This window comes from Massilia sp. R2A-15 (assembly GCF_030704305.1).
Taxonomy (GTDB): domain Bacteria; phylum Pseudomonadota; class Gammaproteobacteria; order Burkholderiales; family Burkholderiaceae_D; genus JAFCUW01.
Window position 1 is genome coordinate 2828362 of record NZ_CP131935.1, and the last position, 17302, is coordinate 2845663.

General features: G+C 65.5%; 12 protein-coding genes. 6 read left to right on the forward strand and 6 right to left on the reverse strand.

From position 1 onward, the window contains the following. The first annotated feature begins 277 nt into the window (after nt 1-277). A complete protein-coding gene (locus tag Q4S45_RS13090; RefSeq protein ID WP_305504824.1) occupies nt 278-664 on the forward strand; it encodes a CHAP domain-containing protein in 387 nt (128 codons plus the stop codon). Further along, nucleotides 645-1223, forward strand: coding sequence for a hypothetical protein (locus tag Q4S45_RS13095; protein WP_305504825.1), 579 nt, complete (start codon nt 645-647; stop codon nt 1221-1223). Before Q4S45_RS13090 ends, Q4S45_RS13095 begins: the two co-directional genes overlap by 20 nt. A gap of 10 nt (nt 1224-1233) precedes the next feature. On the opposite strand, the gene oxlT is transcribed toward Q4S45_RS13095, so the two are convergent. The 4 genes from oxlT to frc form a co-directional block, all read right to left on the reverse strand. Next, nucleotides 1234-2526 carry an oxalate/formate MFS antiporter gene (oxlT, locus tag Q4S45_RS13100; RefSeq protein WP_305504826.1) on the reverse strand — a complete coding sequence of 431 codons (1293 nt, stop codon included), beginning with the start codon at nt 2524-2526 and terminating at the stop codon, nt 1234-1236. A 235-nt stretch (nt 2527-2761) separates the two neighbouring features. Beyond that, the gene (gene fdhF / locus Q4S45_RS13105) at nt 2762-5602 is read right to left on the reverse strand and encodes a formate dehydrogenase subunit alpha (RefSeq protein WP_305504828.1); all 2841 of its coding nucleotides are present in this window, start codon (nt 5600-5602) and stop codon (nt 2762-2764) included. A 10-nt stretch (nt 5603-5612) separates the two neighbouring features. Continuing rightward, the gene (locus tag Q4S45_RS13110; RefSeq protein ID WP_305504830.1) at nt 5613-7310 is read right to left on the reverse strand and encodes an NADH-ubiquinone oxidoreductase-F iron-sulfur binding region domain-containing protein; all 1698 of its coding nucleotides are present in this window, start codon (nt 7308-7310) and stop codon (nt 5613-5615) included. 101 nt (nt 7311-7411) lie between these two features. Then, on the reverse strand, nt 7412-8659 hold the full coding sequence (gene frc, locus Q4S45_RS13115) for a formyl-CoA transferase (RefSeq protein WP_305504832.1): 1248 nt from the start codon (nt 8657-8659) through the stop codon (nt 7412-7414). A gap of 318 nt (nt 8660-8977) precedes the next feature. Between frc and Q4S45_RS13120 the strand changes: the two genes are divergently transcribed. Then, entirely contained in the window at nt 8978-9961 is a 984-nt protein-coding gene (locus tag Q4S45_RS13120; protein ID WP_305504834.1) for an NAD(P)H-quinone oxidoreductase, read from the forward strand. Between the two features lie 85 nt (nt 9962-10046). Here Q4S45_RS13120 and prsT read toward each other — a convergent pair whose 3' ends face one another. After that, nucleotides 10047-12824 (reverse strand): XrtA/PEP-CTERM system TPR-repeat protein PrsT, encoded by a 2778-nt coding sequence (gene prsT / locus Q4S45_RS13125; protein WP_305504836.1) that lies wholly within the window; start codon nt 12822-12824, stop codon nt 10047-10049. 265 nt (nt 12825-13089) lie between these two features. On the opposite strand from prsT, the gene Q4S45_RS13130 reads away from it, so the two are divergent. The 3 genes from Q4S45_RS13130 (at nt 13090) to Q4S45_RS13140 (ending at nt 16682) form a co-directional block, all read left to right on the forward strand. After that, nucleotides 13090-13866: a PEP-CTERM sorting domain-containing protein gene (locus Q4S45_RS13130; protein ID WP_305504838.1), complete on the forward strand. Its 777-nt coding sequence runs from the start codon at nt 13090-13092 to the stop codon at nt 13864-13866. Between the two features lie 108 nt (nt 13867-13974). Then, on the forward strand, nt 13975-14406 hold the full coding sequence (locus Q4S45_RS13135; RefSeq protein WP_305504840.1) for a helix-turn-helix domain-containing protein: 432 nt from the start codon (nt 13975-13977) through the stop codon (nt 14404-14406). After that, nucleotides 14403-16682 (forward strand): VIT domain-containing protein, encoded by a 2280-nt coding sequence (locus Q4S45_RS13140; RefSeq protein ID WP_305504842.1) that lies wholly within the window; start codon nt 14403-14405, stop codon nt 16680-16682. The genes Q4S45_RS13135 and Q4S45_RS13140 overlap by 4 nt, the downstream gene beginning before the upstream one ends. Here the strand turns inward: Q4S45_RS13140 and Q4S45_RS13145 are convergent. After that, nucleotides 16679-17137 (reverse strand): response regulator, encoded by a 459-nt coding sequence (locus Q4S45_RS13145; protein WP_305504843.1) that lies wholly within the window; start codon nt 17135-17137, stop codon nt 16679-16681. The two genes, Q4S45_RS13140 and Q4S45_RS13145, sit on opposite strands and share 4 nt — an antisense overlap. Nucleotides 17138-17302: the final 165 nt, after the last annotated feature.

Consider the following 17302-nt stretch of genomic DNA (forward strand, 5'->3'; position numbering starts at 1 on the left):
GAGATGACTTGCCCCGCTCGTCACGCTCAGCATGGGTACCTGCCTCCGCAGGAACGACGGCCCATATTTCAAGCGACGCGTTTTTTCTCCGACACCTCCAAACTGCGCGCGTTGGCGCCTCGGTGAACTTGTGGCGCCGCGGCAGTAACACTGGATAACTTGCGCTGGGTTAATAACCTCCGTTCGGTCGCAACTATGCTGGCATTTCGTCGAGCGACTCGGCGGAACTCCCCATTCAGTCAACGCCCTGTTGGCCAGCGATAGAAAGGAACCAGGTATGCCCTTCAATGTTGATGTATTCGCGACGAAACTGCGAGAAAGAGCTCACAAGGTCGGTTTCGGCAACGGAGAATGCGCAAAGTTCGTACGTACCGCGCTCGACGCCGGCGGGGCCGACACCAGCGGCCATTTGGTGGCAGCCAAAACGTACGGCCCCGTTCTGTTGAAAAACGGTTTTCGTGAGCTCAGCGTGGAGAGTCCGGAAGGCTTCCTATTCATGAAGGGTTACATTGTCGACATCGAGCCACCTGAACACGGTCGCCAGGAAGGTCACATTGCAGGTTACGATGGCAAAAACTGGATTTCGGATTTCGTTCAGAACGGGTTTTGGCCGGGACCGGCCTATCGTAAGGAAAGGCCATCCTATGTTGTCTACCGCCGCTAGGCGCGCTATCGTCAGTGCATTTTTGTCCTTGGCCTCGTGTTCAGCACTTGCGGATGAAGTTCTGCCACGCGTTCTGCAGGAGCCCGTTTTCGGCCTTCGATTTGAAATCGCCAAAGCGAAACTGGATGAACTTCCGGATGAAGTATTGAAGCTGTGTGCGGGCCTGAGCAACGCACAGGAGCAAATGCGCCTTTGGAAATATGCGGTCGCGCACGACGCGGCGCGAACCTATTATGTGGTCGGAGGCTATTACATACGCCCCGACTCCAAACAAATAGGCTCGCCCCGTTACGTGCTGGACACCCTCGGGGCGGTCTTCTATATCCAGGGCCGGGAGTGCACATTGACGGGGCCGGCGCGCGAGACGTTCGATGCGCGCTTTTTCGAAGAGACCCCGCAGCCGGTTCTGCAACAGCTGGCCGCCGATCTTGCGCAAAGGCTGGCGCGTGCGTTCGGCGGGCCAGACCAGTTAGCTACTCAATTTCGACACCAGCATATCGACTCCGCTACCCTTTCGCCAGAATTGCGAAAAGCATTCCAGCGATACTTCAAAGAGTAGCGGACGCGATTCAAGCGACGCGTTTTTTCTCCGCCACCGCCAACTGCGCGTTGGCGTTTTCGATGAAGCGGCGGCGCATCGGCAGCAGCACGAACTTGGCCGCGATCGCTGCGGCGATCGTGATCGACGCCGAGAAGATGAAGGCGCGGTCCCAGTTGCCACCGGCCGACAGCACCGACGCCAGCGGCACCAGCAGCGAAGCCGTGCCCTTGGCCGTGTACAGCGTGCCCGCGTTACCGGCGGCGAACTTGACGCCGAAGGTGTCCGCGCACACCGCTGGGAAGATCGAGAAAATCTCGCCCCAGAACAGGAAGATCAGCGCCGCGAAGGTCATGAACGCGATCGGATGGTGGCCGAACTTCATCAGGCCCAGCATCGACAGGCCCTCCCCCAGGAACACGAAGAACATGGTGTTTTCGCGGCCCAGGCGGTCCGACAGGAAGCCGCACAGCGGACGCGTGAAGCCGTTGGCCAGGTTATCGATCGACAGCGTCATCGTCAGCAGCGGCAAAGTGATGCCGAACAGGCTCATTGGCAGCTTGGCCAGGCCGTAGTCCTTGGCGATCGGCCCGATCTGCGCCGTGGCCATCAGGCCGCCGGCGGCAACCGCGACGAACAGTGCGTAGATCAGCCAAAACAAGGGGGTGCGGATCATCTTGCCGGTCGGGTAGTCCACCTTGGTGGTGACCACGCGCGGCGCTGGCTGCACGCCGGCCGGCGGCTGCGGCCGCACCATGAACATCGCCAGGATGAAGATCGCCACGCCTTGCAGGATGCCGAAGAAGACGAAGGTGTGCTCGTAGCCCGCAGTCTGGATCATGTTGGCGATCGGGATCACGGTGACGGCCGCGCCGGCGCCAAAGCCCGCTGCGGTCAGGCCAGCGGCCAGGCCGCGCTTGTCCGGAAACCATTTGAGGGCGTTGCCGACGCAGGTGCCGTACACGCAGCCGGCGCCGATGCCGGCGATGACGGCGGCGGCATACAGTTCGGGCAGCGTGGTGGCGTAGGCGTCGATCACCCAGCCCAATGCGGCGAACACGGCGCCGCCGGCGATGACGGGACGCGGGCCGAATTTATCGACCAGCCAGCCTTCGATCGGCACCAGCCAGGTCTCGACCAGGATGAAGATGGAGAACGACAGCTGGATCGCCGACAGGCCCCAGTGGTTCTTGGCGTCGAGCGGGCTGACGAACAGGGTCCAGGCGTACTGCAGGTTGGCCACGAGGCCCATGCAGATGATGCCGAAGATGAGCTGGAGCCAGCGGTTGGGCGGCCTGCGGGATGTGCTGCTGTGGGTACTCATTGAATTGTCTCCTGACTTACTTTTGATAGCGAAATGCTGATGGCGAGTGGGCTCGCTCTATAGGGTGTTTCACATCCGTAAATACATTGCTAAAAATTCAGTAGATATCTATGCATATTCCCCAAATGTGCCCTGCGATTCCTTGACCGCGGATAAGTTTTTACAATGGTGATACAAACGCACAAAAAAATGGGGTCAGGTCCGCAGGACCAGACCCCAGCTTCGGGCGCTGTACTTAGCGGGCGGCGCGCGCCAGTTCCGTTGCCGCGAGCACCTGGCCGCCGCCGTAGGTGCCCTGCACCGGCGCTTCGCCGCCCAGCGTGACGCGGATCGCGCAGTACTTGAACTCCGGGATCTTCGCGAACGGGTCGAGCGCCGCGTTGGTCAGGCGGTTGATCGCCGCTTCGTAGTAGCAGAACGGGACGAACACGGCGCCGCGCGGCGAGCTTTCGTCGGCACGCGCATACAGCTGCACCTTGCCGCGGCGCGATTCGATCGTGACGATGTCGCCAGGCTGGCCTCCCATCTCCGCCAGGTCAAGCGGATGGACCAGCGCAACCGGATCCGGCTCGAGCGCATCGAGCACCAGCGCGCGGCGCGTCATGCTGCCGGTGTGCCAGTGTTCGAGCTGGCGCCCGGTGATCAAGACCATCGGGTACTCGGGATCGGGACGCTCGGCGGCCGGGATGATGTCGGCCGGGACGAACTTGGCGCGGCCGGATTCGCGCGGGAAGGATTCGGTAAACACCACCGACTGGCCAGGGTCGCCCTCTTTCATGCACGGATACGTGACAGCGTGCTCGCGCTCGAGGCGCTCCCAGGTGATGCCGCCGATGCTAGGCATGGTGTGGCGCATCTCGTCGAACACTTCCGACACGTGCTTGTACTGCCAGTCCAGGCCCATGCGGTTGGCGATCTGCTGGATGATCCACAGGTCGGGCTTGGCCTCGCCCGGCGCGTTGACTGCCTTGCGGCCCATCTGCACCAGGCGGTCGGTGTTGGTGAAGGTGCCGTCCTTCTCGGGGAAGGCGGTGGCAGGCAGGATCACGTCGGCCAGGTAGGCGGTCTCGGTCAGGAAGATGTCCTGCACCACCAGGTGGTCGAGCGATGCCAGCGAATCGCGGGCATGGTTGGCGTCCGGGTCGGACATCGCCGGATTTTCGCCCATCACGTACATGCCGCGCACGTCGCCATGCTTGATGGCGTGCATCACCTCGACCACGGTCAGGCCAGGCTTGGTGTCGAGCGTGCCCGGCTCGAGCTTCCATGCTTTTTCGAAGCTGGCCTGCACTTTCGGGTCGGTCACATGCTGGTAGTCCGGATACATCATCGGGATCAGGCCGGCGTCGGACGCGCCCTGGACGTTGTTCTGGCCGCGCAGCGGATGCAGGCCGGTGCCTTCGCGGCCGATCTGGCCGGTCATCAGCGCCAGCGCGATCAGGCAGCGCGCGTTATCGGTGCCGTGCACGTGCTGCGATACGCCCATGCCCCACAGGATGATCGACGCTTTCGACGTCGCATACAGGCGCGCGGTGTAGCGCAGCGTCTCCGCGTCGATGCCGCAGATCGGCGCCATCAGCTCCGGGCTGTAGCCTTCGACGTTCTTCTTCAGGTCTTCGTAGCCGATGGTGCGGCTGTCGATGAACTCCTGGTCCACCAGGTTCTCGTGGACGATCACGTGCATCATCGCGTTGAGCATGGCGACGTCGGTGTCCGGCTTGAACTGCAGGAAGCGATGCGACATGCGCGCCAGTTCGGAGCGGCGCGGATCCATCACGACCAGCTTGGAGCCGTTGGCCACCGCGTTCTTGATCCAGGTGGCGGCGACCGGGTGATTGACGGTCGGGTTGGCGCCGATGATGACGATCACCTCGGCCTTGGTCACGTCCATCACCGGGTTCGACACGGCGCCCGAGCCGATACCTTCGAGCAGCGCGACGACCGACGAGGCGTGGCACAGGCGCGTGCAGTGGTCGACGTTGTTCGAGCCGAAGCCGGTGCGCACCAGTTTCTGAAACAGGTAGGCTTCCTCGTTCGAGCCCTTGGCCGAGCCGAAGCCTGCCAGCGACTTCTTGCCGTAGGTGTCGCGGATCTGCGCCAGCTTGCCGCCGGCCAGTTCCAGTGCTTCTTCCCAGCTCGCTTCGCGGAAGAATTCCATCACGCGGCTCGGATCCATCTCGACGTCGCCGCGCTTGGGCGCGTCGGCGCGGCGGATCAGCGGTTTGGTCAGGCGGTGCGGGTGGTGCGCGTAGTCGAAACCGTAGCGGCCCTTGACGCACAGGCGGCCCGCGTTGGCGGGACCGTCGCGGCCTTCGACGTAAAGGATCTTGTCGTCCTTGACGTTGTAGGTCAGCTGGCAGCCGACGCCGCAGAATGGGCACAGCGATTCGACCTGCTTGTCCGGCACCGTCAGCGCCACTTCGCGCGCCGGCATCAGGGCGCCGGTCGGGCAGGCCTGGACGCATTCGCCGCAAGCCACGCAGGTGGAGTTGCCCATCGGGTCGTCCATGTCGAACACGATCTTGGTGCCTTCGCCGCGCAGCGACAGGCCGATCACGTCGTTCATCTGCTCGTCGCGGCAGGCGCGCACGCAGCGGGTGCACTGGATGCAGGCGTCGAGGTTGACGGCGATCGCGGCGTGCGACAGGTCGGGCGCAACGCGGGCGCGCGCCTCGAAGCGCGGCTTGCCCACTTCGAGCTTGGCGGCCCACTGGTCGACTTCGTTGTTGCGGGTGTATTCGGTTTCCGGCATGTCCGACAGCAGCAGTTCGAGCACCATCTTCTGCGCGGCGACGGCACGGTCGCTCTCGGAGTTGACCTTCATGCCTTCGGTCGGGAAGCGGCAGCACGACGGCGCCAGCACGCGCTCGCCGTTGATCTCCACCATGCACGAGCGGCAGTTGCCGGCGGTGTCCAGGCCTTCCTTGTAGCACAGGCGCGGGATCTCGACGCCTTCGCGGTCGGCGACCTCGATGATGGTTTCGTTGGCGCGCGCGGTGACTTCGCGGCCATTGAGTTCGAAGCTGACGGTCGGCACGTCGATCTGTGCCAGTTCGTTACGGGTAATCGCGTTCATGGGTATCTCTTTATGCCAGCTCGTGCGGGAAGTATTTGATGACGCAGTCGACCGGATTCGGCGCTGCCTGGCCCAGGCCGCAGATCGATGCATCGCGCATCACTTGCGACAGGTCCGCCAGCATGCCCAGGTCCCAGTGCGGCTTCTCGATGATCGCGTGGGTCTTGGCGGTGCCGACGCGGCATGGCGTGCACTGTCCGCAGGATTCGTGCTTGAAGAAGTTCATCATGTTGCGCGCCGCTTCGGTGGCGGTGTCGAGGTTCGACAGCACGATCACCGAGGCCGAGCCGATGAAGCAGCCGTACGGTTGCAGCGTGTCGAAGTCGAGCGGAATGTCGTTCAGCGAGGCGGGCAGGATGCCGCCCGAGGCGCCGCCCGGCAGGTAGCCGTACAGCGTCTGGCCGTCCAGCATGCCGCCGCAATGGTCGTCGATCAGCTGCTGGATGGTGATGCCGGCCGGCGCCAGCTTGACGCCCGGGTTCTTCACGCGGCCCGACACCGAGAACGAGCGCAGGCCCTTGCGGCCGTTGGCGCCGAAGCTGCTGAACCACTCGCCGCCCTTCTCGATGATCTCGCGCACCCAGTGCAGCGTTTCGAAGTTGTGCTCGAGGGTCGGACGGCCGAACAGGCCCACCTGCGCCACGTACGGCGGACGCAGACGCGGCATGCCGCGCTTGCCTTCGATCGACTCGATCATCGCCGACTCTTCGCCGCAGATGTAAGCGCCGGCGCCGCGGCGCAGGATGATCTCGGGCATATCGGCCAGCGGCGGGTCGGCGCGCAGCGCGGCCAGCTCGGCTTCGAGCATGCCGCGGCAGCCGTGGTATTCGTCGCGCAGATAGATGTAGATGGTCTCGATGCCGACCGCCCACGCGGCGATCAGGGCGCCTTCGATGAAGCGGTGCGGGTCCTGCTCGAGGTAGAAGCGATCCTTGAAGGTGCCTGGCTCGCCTTCGTCGATGTTGATCGCCATCAGGCGCGGGCCGGCTTCGTTGCGCACGATGCGCCACTTGCGGCCGGCCGGGAAGCCGGCGCCGCCCAGGCCGCGCAGGCCCGAGGTTTCCATTGTCTTGATGATGCCTTCGACGTCGCGCGCGCCGCCGACGCAGTCGCGCAGCAGCTGGTAACCGCCGTTGGCCTTGTAGCCCGCGTAGTCGATGTGGCCGGTGTGGGTGTGGGTGGTTTCCTTGGCTTCCACCTTGGCGGCTACGGTTTCGACGGTCGCATGCGGCACCGGGTTCTGGCCGACGACGGCGACAGGCGCCTGCTCGCAGCGGCCGACGCACGGCGCGGCGATGACGCGCACGTCGCGGCCGAGGATGGATGGCAGCTTCGCAATCAGGTCTTTGGCGCCGGCCATTTCGCACGACAGGCCGTCGCAGACGCGCACGGTCATGGCGGCAGGCGCTTCGCCGCCCTCTTTCACGACGTCGAAGTGATGGTAGAAGGAAGCGACTTCGTAGACTTCGGTCTGGGCCAGCTTCATCTCGGCGGCCAGCGCGGCGAGGTGTTCGGCCGACAGGCAGTTGTAAGCGTCCTGGATCTTGTGCAGGTGTTCGATGAGCATGTCGGCGTTGCGCGACTCTTCGCCGAGCAGCGCCTGCACCCGCGCCAGCGCGGCGGGATCGACGCGGCGGCCTTTCGGCGCTTCGCGCTTGCGCTGGCGCGATGCGCCTTCAACTTTAATCGGAATGATCATCTGTCCCATACTATTGTTCCTGTCTCTACTAGCCCTGGACCGCGCTCGTGGTCGCGGCCTCTGTTAAAAAAATCCGGGAGCGCCATTGCCGGCGCTCCCTTGTTCATCCATCAAATTACGTGTTCGGCGCGCAGCAGCGCGATCTGGTCGGCGTTGTAGCCAAGCTGGGACAGCACTTCGTCGGTGTGCTCGCCCAGCAGCGGCGAGCGTTCGACGTGGGTCGGGCTGTCGGACAGCTTGATCGGATTGCCGACCGTGAGGTACTTGCCGCGCTCCGGGTGGTCCACTTCGACGATGGTGCCGGTTTCGCGCAGCGACGGCTCCTCGGCGATCTCCTTCATCGACAGGATCGGGCCGCACGGGATGTCGAACTGGTTCATCGCATCCATCGCCTCGAACTTGGTCAGGGTCTTGGTCCACTCCTCGACGGTGCCGAAGATCTCCATCAGGCGCGGCAAGCGCGCGCGCGGCGTCGCGTAGTCGGGATGCGAGATCCACTCTTCCTTGCCGATCACGCGGCAGATCGCGCCCCAGGCCTGCGACTGCGCGACGAAGTAGATGTAGGCGTTCGGGTCGGTCTCCCAGCCCTTGCACTTGAGGATCCAGCCTGGCTGGCCGCCGCCGGACGCGTTGCCGGCGCGCGGCACCGAGTCGCCAAAGGTGCCGTTCGGATACTGCGGGTATTCTTCCATCACGCCGGTGCGCTCGAGGCGCTGCTGGTCGCGCAGCTTGACGCGGCACAGGTTCAGCACCGCGTCCTGCATCGAGGTCAGCACCTTCTGGCCGCGGCCGGTCTGGGTGCGCTGGTACAGCGCGGTGACGATGCCCAGCGCCAGGTGCAGGCCGCTGCCGCTGTCGCCGATCTGGGCGCCGGTGACCATCGGCGGGCCGTCGTCGAAGCCGGTGGTGGCGGCCGAGCCGCCAGCGCACTGGGCGACGTTTTCATAGACCTTGCAATGCTCGTACGGGCCCGGGCCGAAACCCTTGACCGACGCGACGATCATCTTCGGATTGAGTTCCTGGATGCGTTCCCACGAAAAGCCCATGCGGTCCAGCGCGCCGGGGGCGAAGTTCTCGACCAGCACGTCGCAATCCTTGATCAGCGTTTCCAGCACTTCCTTGCCGGCCGCCTTCTTGGTGTCGAGCGTGATCGAGCGCTTGTTGTGGTTCAGCATGGTGAAATACAGGCTGTCCACGCCGGGGATATCGCGCAGCTGGCCGCGCGTGGCGTCGCCTTCGCCGGCCCGCTCGACCTTGATCACGTCCGCGCCGAACCAGGCCAGCAGCTGGGTGCAGGTCGGGCCGGACTGCACGTGGGTGAAGTCGAGGATGCGAACTCCTTCTAATGCTTTGCTCATGGCACTACTCTCCGAAGAATCACTCTGTTTTAATTATGCCCGACAAAGTACGCTCTAGTTGCGGCCTGCTCTTTTAACCACTGGCAGTGACGCGAAGTCCATGATATCGACGCGGCCCGTGTTTGCTCATTGACCACGGTCAAGATTAGCCAGATGGCCAAAATGGTGACGTGGTCGTGCCTGCGGAGGCAGGCACCCATACTGAGCTGGCAAGCCGGGGAAAGCGGATTCCGCATAGGTACCTGCCTGCGGAGGTACGACAACCGGGCTGCGCTGAACGTTGTATGCTTTCGGTAATTCAAACAAGGAGAAGCAGCAATGCGCGCAATCGAAATCACCCAGCCCGGCCCGCCCGACGTCCTGAAACTGTGCGAGCGGCCGATGCCGCAGCTGGCGCCCGGCCACGTTCTGATCAAGGTCCATGCGGCCGGGATCAACCGTCCCGACGTGCTGCAGCGGACCGGCAACTATCCGGTGCCGCCCGGCGCGTCCGATTTACCGGGGCTGGAGATTGCGGGCGAAATCGTCGATGGCGACCTGGCCGGCAGCGCCTTTAAGAAGGGCGACATGGTGTGCGCGCTGGTGCAGGGCGGCGGTTATGCGGAGTACTGCGCGGCCGCGCTTGACTTGTGCCTGCCGATCCCGAAAGGCATGAGCGCGCTGGAAGCGGCGTCGCTGCCGGAGACTTTTTTCACTGTGTGGAGCAATGTGTTCGACCGCGCCGGGCTGGCCGAAGGCGAGACCTTGCTGGTGCAAGGCGGCTCGTCGGGCATCGGCGTGACGGCGATCCAGCTGGCCAAGGCGCTCGGGCACAAGGTGTTCGCTACCGCCGGCTCCGACGAGAAGTGCCGCGCGTGCGAGGCGCTGGGCGCCGACCGCGCGATCAATTACAAGACCGAGGATTTTGTGGAGATCGTCAAGGCGGAGACCGGCGGCAAGGGCGTCGATGTGATCCTCGACATGGTGGGCGGCGATTACGTGCCGCGCGAGATCAGCTGCCTGGCCGATGACGGCCGGCTCGTTTTCATTGCGCTGCTCGGCGGCGGCAAGGCGACCGTGCCGCTCGGGCAGATCCTGATTCGGCGGCTCACCGTGACCGGGTCGACGTTGCGCCCTCGCCCGCTGTCGTTCAAGGCGAAGATCGCCGACAACCTGCGCAAGCACGTGTGGCCGCTGCTCGATGCGGGCAAGATCAAGCCGGTGATTTACCAGACGTTTGCGCTGGAGGATGCCGCGAAAGCGCACGCGCTGATGGAATCGAGCTCGCACGTGGGGAAGATCGTGCTGGAGGTGGCGGCTTAACTGAAGTTGGGGTCAGGTCCGCGGGACCAGACCCCGATGCTGCCGAAGTCCGGGGTCTGGTCCCGCGGACCTGACCCCATCGCGATTACTGCAGCTGCTTGAGCAAGGCCCGCGCGTCGCCCGCTTCGGCGAACTGCGTCGCGTCTTTCAGCAGCGCTTCAAGCTCCTTGCGCGCCGCGGCCTTGTCGCCCGATTTGAACAGTCCCAGCGCGACGTGATAGCGGATGTCGCGCGCCTGCGGCGACTTTGCGCTGGCTTTCTGCAGGATCGGCAGGCCGCGGCCGGTGTCGCCCTGCTCCACCAATATCCAGCCCAGCGTATCCATGATGACGGGATTGTCGCCGGCGACCTTGTACGCGTGTTCGGCGGCCGCCTGCGCGCGCGCATCCTGCGACTGCTGATACACCAGCGCCAGGTTGTTCAGCGCGATGACGTTGTCCGGATGGCGCTTGACGATCGCCTCGAATTGCGCCGCTGCCGCCTTGTACTGCTGGTCGGCGGCCAGCGCCTGCGCGCGGTACAGTTCCACGCGCAGGTCGTCCGGGTGCTGCTGCAGCCATTGCGCCAGGCGCCGCGCCGCTTCCTCCTGCCTGCCGGCCAGCTTCAGCGCGTTGTCGGTCTTGATGACCATCTCGTTGCTGCGGTTCAGCGCGAAGGCGCGGTCAAACGCGGCCACCGCCAGCGCCGGCTTGTGCTGCGCCATCAGCACATCGCCCTCAAGCTGGTAGCCGGCCGCCGCATTTGGATGGTTCTGCTGCATCTTCTCGGCGATCGTCATCGCCAGCTCGTTCCAGTTCTTGCGCACGTACAGCTCGGCCAGCGCCAGCTGCGCCGCCGGGAAATCGGGCTGCATCGCCAGCGCCGCCTTGAGCCAGTCTTCGGCCTGCTGATGGCGCTTCATCACCATCAACAGCGCGCCGACCTGCATCTGCGCCTGCGCCGATCGCGGCAGCGCGGTCGCCAGCTTCTTGTAGGTGTCGAGCGCCTGCTCCTGCGCGGCGACGGCCAGCTGCCCCTTGCCGAGCAGGTCGAGCAAGTCGGGGTCGTCCGGATGCGTCACGCGCAGGCGCAGGACGATGTCGAGCGCTTTCTGGTGCTGGCCCGTCTTCAGGTACTGGCCGATCAGGTTGACGGCCGGCCCTACCGCATCCGGATCGACCGCGGCGGCGCGTTCGAGCCAGCTGGTGGTCTCGCCGGCCTTCTTTTCGAGGGTGGCCAGCGTGGCGAAGGTGGACATCGCCTCGGTGCTGCGCGGGTTCTTGTCCAGGAACTGCTGCAGGTGCTTGCGGGCGCCGGCCGGATTGTTTGCGTCCAGTTCGATTTGCGCCAGGTTCGCGGCGGAGGCAAAGTACGATGGCTGCAGCGCCAGCGCCTTGAGGAAGCTGGCGCGCGCCTGCTTCACGTCGCCCTTGCCCAGGTAGGCCATGCCCTTCAGGTCCTGCACCGTCGCGTTGTCCGGCTGTTCCTTTTCAAGGTCGAGCGCGGCGGCGAACGCCTGGTCGAAGTGCTTCAGTCCCAGCTCGGTGCGCACCAGCGCGATGCCGGCCTGGTGCGAACCCTTTTCGAGCTTGGTGGCCAGCCGCAGGTCGCTGACCGCCTGCGCCGCCTGTCCCTTGCCAAGCTTGCTGAACGCGAGCGAGGTGCGCAGCCTGGCGGCGGCCGGGTCGAGCGCGCTGGCCTTCTCGAAATACTGGGAGGCGCGGTTGAAGTCGCGCGCCTGCATGTACGACTCGCCGGCCAGCGCCAGCATCTGCACGTCCGGTTGCGCCTGCTTCAGGGCCGGGGCCAGCACTTCCAGCGCCTGCGGCGTGTGACCGGTGCGCAGCAAGGTCGAAGCGAGCATCTTGCGCGCGTACGGGTTGTCGGGATTTTTTTCGAGGTAATGGCGCAGGTGATGCTCGGCCTGGTGCATCGATCCCAGGTTGAAATTGACGGCGCCGGCCAGCAGGATCGTCGGCATGTGCTCGGGCGCGACACGCAGCACGTTATGCACCGGTATCTGGGCGTCGACGCTCCGGCCTTCCGAGAAATACAACAGCGCCTGGGTGTAATGCAGCAGCAGGTTGCCCGGCGCCAGCACGCGCGCCGTGTCGAGCTCCTGCTGCGCGGCCTCGAACTTGCCCAGCGCGATGTCGAGGTAGGCCTTCTCGATGTGCGCGGTGCGGTGCTCGGGATTGATCGCCAGCACCTTGTCGTAAGTCGCCAGCGCTTTCTGCGACTGGTTCTGCGCGCGCAACAGGTCGCCCTGGAACCACAGCGCGTCGGTGCTGCGTGGCGCCGCCGCGATCGCCTGCGTCGCATAGCGTTGCGCCGCGTCGGCATCGCCCGTCAGGAACGCCAGGCGGCCCTGTCCGATCAGGGCCGGCGGGTAGTCGGGCTTCGCGCGCAGCACATCGCCGTAGAGTTGCCGCGCGTCGTCGAGTTTGCCCAGCGCCAGGTAGGCGTCGGCGCGCACGCACAGCAGCGCGGGATCCTTGCGACCCACTTCCTGCTGGGTTTCGTCGATCGTCTTCTGGAACTGCGCCTGCAGGTTCAGGGCCCTGCCGAGCAGCGGCATGGCGGCGCCGGCCGGGTGGCCCTGCTTGATCGCAAGCCGGACTTCCTTCTCCGCGCTGACCGGATCGTTAATGTCGAGATACACCGAGGCCAGCAGGAAACGCACTTCGGCATTGTCGGGCTTGGCGTCGAGGCTGTTTTTCAGGGTGATCACGGCCGCGTTCATCTCGCCCTTTTGCTGGTATTGCAGGGCCTTGGCCCGCAGCGCCGCATCCGACTCCTGGTCGCACCCCGCAAGGGTCGCGGAAAGCAACAATGTGGCGGCGATGTCGACAAGCACGCAACGCTTGTTGTTGAAATGCAACATGAATTTCCTTTGGGCTTCAGGGTATGAGCGACTTGCCAAGCATGGTGGCATGTAAAAGATTGCGTTGCAACAATTTTTATGCCACTCTCCCTAGTCTGGATTGCAAGAAAGAATTGCATTACAGAAAAAGTAGTTGTCGAAATTATTTACAGTCGCCCCAGCCCTGCGATCGACGGAATCAGCTAAGCCGCTGATTTCAATGAAATGTTTATTCCAGGCATGATTCGTGCTATAGATGACACATAATTCCAAGGGATATCAGTCCATGAAAAACCTCCTCCGCATCGCCGGGCTCACCCTGGCGCTGCTCGCGTTGCCTGCCGCGCAGGCCGGGAGCTTCACCGACAGCTATATCGGCGCCAATAACGCGGCCGATGTGATCGGTGCGAGCACCTACGACATCAGCGGCGCATCCATCACCCGCGTCGGCAGCGTCCTGACGGTGACGATCAACACCGCGTTCGCCGGTCACGCCGGGATGGACACCTTCGCCAACGCCAAGGGGATCGGCTATGGCGACGTATTCCTGTCGCAACTGTGGAATCCGGCCGGCACGGCGGCCAGCGGCTACAGCACCGACAACGCCAACACCGGCACCGACTGGCAATACGGGTTCAGCCTGGATAACCGCTGGAGCAACAGCGGCGGCAAGTTCACGCTCTACAAGCTCGACGGCGCGAACAGCACCAACATCCTCAATTCGAATTCCTTCGTCACCTGCGGCAGCGGCTGCACCTACCGCCAGGACCAGGAAGTGGCGGTCAATACGGCGGCCGGCACCACCGCGGTGGCGCAGAAAGTGGGCACGCAGGCGCTGCAGGGCGACTGGACCGTCACGGCCGACCAGTCGATCAAGTTCAGCATCAACGTCGCCAGCGTCTCGGACCTGATGACGTTCAAGTCCTTCGCCATGCACTGGGGCGAAACCTGCCAGAACGACGTGATCGAGGGCATGACCAGCGTGCCGGAGCCGGCCGGCCTGGCGCTGCTGGGCATCGGCCTGTGCGGCGTGCTGGCAGTGCGCCGGCGCAGGAGCGCGTAGCCGCAGTCCAACAGCAAGACCCGGCCACTCATGCCGTCGTGGCAGCGACGGCATTTTTTTTGCGCGCGTCGCTTGCATTCATACAGTCTTGGTGATTTAATTAACTGTATGAATACACCAGATCCCGCAGCCAGCTACTCGCTCAACGAATTGTGCGTGCTCGCCGAAATGACCGCGCGCACCGTGCGCTACTACGTCCAGACGGGCCTGGTGGACCGCCCTGTCGGCGAAACCCGCGCGGCGCGCTACGGCGCACGCCATCTCGAACAATTGCTGCTGATCCGCAAATGGACGGCGGCCGGCTTGTCGCTCGAACGCATCCGCGAACTGCTGCACGGCGGCGAGCCGCCCATCCCGCCGCGTCCGCGCGCGCCCGGATCGATCGAGGTGTGCAGCCACCTGATCGTGGCCGACGGCGTCGAACTGGTCATCGAGCCGGGCCGCGCCGGCATGTCGCCCGAGCAGGTGCGCGCCTTCGCGAAAGGCGTGATGGCGCTGTTCGAGCAGCTTACCCACCCACCCGAAGGAGATCCAGCATGAGCCATAGCGACACCGCCTGCCTGCGTACCCGCAGCGGCGACCCGGTGCTGCTCGAACACGTCGGCATCGACGGCGCCATCGCCGGCCTGCTGCTCAAGGTGTCGGTGGCGCAGCGCTTTCGCAATCCCTGCGATCGGCATGTCGAAATCGTCTACACCTTCCCGCTGCCGTTCGGCGCGGTGCTGCTGGGCGTTGACGTGCGCCTGGGCGAGCGCGAACTGCGCGGCGCGGTGGTGGAAAAGCGCCAGGCCGCGCAGGACTACGAAGACAGCCTGGCCGCGGGCGACTGCGCCATCATGCTCGAGCAGAACCACGACCGCAGCTACAGCCTTAACCTGGGCAACCTCGCCGCGGGCGAAACCTGCCTGGTGACGATGCGCTACGCCGAAACGCTGCAGTTCGAGCAGCGCGGCCTGCGCGTGTGCATCCCGACGGTGATCGCGCCGCGCTTTGGCGACGCGGTGCGAGACGCGCGGCTGGCGCCGCAGCACGCCGCGGCGCCCAGCCTGCACGCCCATCATCCATTCGACCTCACCTTGCGGCTGCCGCCGGAATTGACGCGCGCCCGGATCGGGTCGCCGAGCCACGCGCTCGCCAGCCAGATGGTGGGCGACGGCGTGACGCTGTCGCTGGCGCAGGCCGGGTCGCTCGACCGCGACTTCGTGCTGGTGCTGGAAGACCTTGCCCAGGATTCGTTCGCCATCGCCGCGCCCGACACGACGGCGCCGGGCCGCAGCGCCGCGCTGGCCAGCTTCTGCCCGCGCATTGCTGCCGCCGCGCCGCTGCCGGTGGTGGCCAAGCTGCTGGTCGACTGCTCCGGCTCGATGGCCGGCGACAGCATTGCCGCGGCGCGGCGCGCGCTGCAGGCGATCGTCGACAAATTTGACGCGCGCGACCGCTTTTCTCTGTCGCGCTTCGGCTCCACGGTGGAGCACCGCGCGCGCGGCCTGTGGGCCGTGACCGAGCGCACCCGGCTGGCGGCGCGGCGCTGGGTCGGCGCGCTCGACGCCACGCTGGGCGGCACCGAAATGGAAGCGGCGCTGGCCTCGACCTTCACGCTCGGCGCCAACGTCCGCGCCGACGTGCTGCTGGTGACCGACGGCCAGATCCACGCGATCGACGGCGTGCTCGCTACCGCAAAGGCGTCCGGCCACCGGCTGTTCATCGTCGCCATCGGCAGCAGCCCGGCCGAGAGCCACCTGCGCCGGCTCGCGCTGGCAACCGGCGGGGCCTGCGATTTCGTCGCGCCGGGAGAACGGGTCGAGCCGGCGGTGCTGCGCATGTTCGCGCGGCTGCGCTCACCGCGCCTGAACCGGCTGCGCGTCAGCTGGCCGGCTGGCGGCTGGACCTCGGCGCTGCCGGAGGCGGTGTTCGACGGCGACACGGTCAACCTGTATGCGCAGCTGGAAGGCGACGCCGGCGGCACTGTGCGTCTTTATGGCTGCGACGGCGATTGCCCGGAGCGGGAGATCGCCTGCGCCGTCATCGCTCCGGCCAGCGGCGAGGCGCACACGCTCGCACGGATGGCAGCCAGCGCCAGGGCCGCGGCGCCGGGAGTTCCACAAGAGGAAGCGCCGTCGCTGGCGCTCGACTACCAGCTGGTCACCGAGCGCACCAATTTCCTGCTGGTGCACGAGCGCGCCGACGCGGACAAGCCAGCTGACATGCCGCCGCTGCTGCAGGTCGCGCCGATGCTGCCGGCGGGATGGGCTGGCGCAGGCTCGGTCGTCACCCGGGGTGGCGAAGGTTTCAGACAGCCCGCAGTATGGCGACGCCTGGACGCTGGAGGCGACGCGCTGTGCGTCGCCTCCAGCGTGCCGGCTTACGATGTTCCCGCATTCTTCCGCCGCAGCGGCAGCGAGACGATGGGCGCCGAGGGCCTGACGCCGCTGGGGCTGCACGAACTTCTGCGCGCCATGCCGAAGCCGCAATGGCCGCGCAGTTACGCGGACCTGCGCGGCATCGGCCTGGGCGCCGCTATCGTGGACTGGCTCGAGCTGGTGATGGGGGCGGGACAGGATGAACCCGACGTGGTGGCCGCTTTCCTGTTCGTGATGTGCGCGGACGATATCCGCACTGCCCTGCGGCAGCCGCGCATGGCGTCGGTCCGCAAGCTGATCACCCGGCTGCTGGCCCCATCCGCCGCGCCCGCGGAGGCGGGTGACGCCGAAGCGGCGCTTGCCGAACGCATCGCCGAGTCGCTGGCGGACATGACCGCGTCCGACTGGCCGCCCTGCGTGTTCGCGCTCGAGACCAGCGGCGCGGGTTGTGCTTAAGCGGACAGGTTCAGGGTCTGGCGCAGCGCCAGCAGCGGCGCGACGACCTCGTCCAGGATGAAGGGTTTGACGACGAAGTGGTCGAAGCCCGCGGCGCGCGCGCTGGCCTTGTCGTCCGGGTGGTGGCGGCCGGAGACGGCGATCAGCAGGCTGGCCGCGGTTTCGGGCAGCGCGCGCAGGCGGCTCGCCAGCGTGAAGCCATCGACGCCGCCGAGGACCAGGCCCGAACACACCGCGTGCGGTTGGAATTCCGGCGCCAGCGCGAGCGCCTGGTCCGCGCTGGCGGCGCAGGCGACGGCGCAGCCGTGATGCTCGAGCAGCGTGCCGAGCAAATCGAGCATCTCGGGGTTGCGGTCGACGACCAGCACCCGCAGCGCCGCTTGCGCGAGCGCGCCGGCAGGGATATTTTGAACAACGCGGCGGGCGGGCGCGCCGCCGTCAAATTCGTAACTCATTCTTCGTTCCTTAAAGGCCGAACCTGGTGGTGAAGGTAATAACAGGATAGGTGCGGCGACAAGGCGAAAAGCGGTCGCGCATGACTTCAGGGCACGCTGTTGGCAATTGGCGTGCGGGTCAGTATGCTGGGTGGTTCACGGAGGCGAACAGTGGAAGCAGGCGCC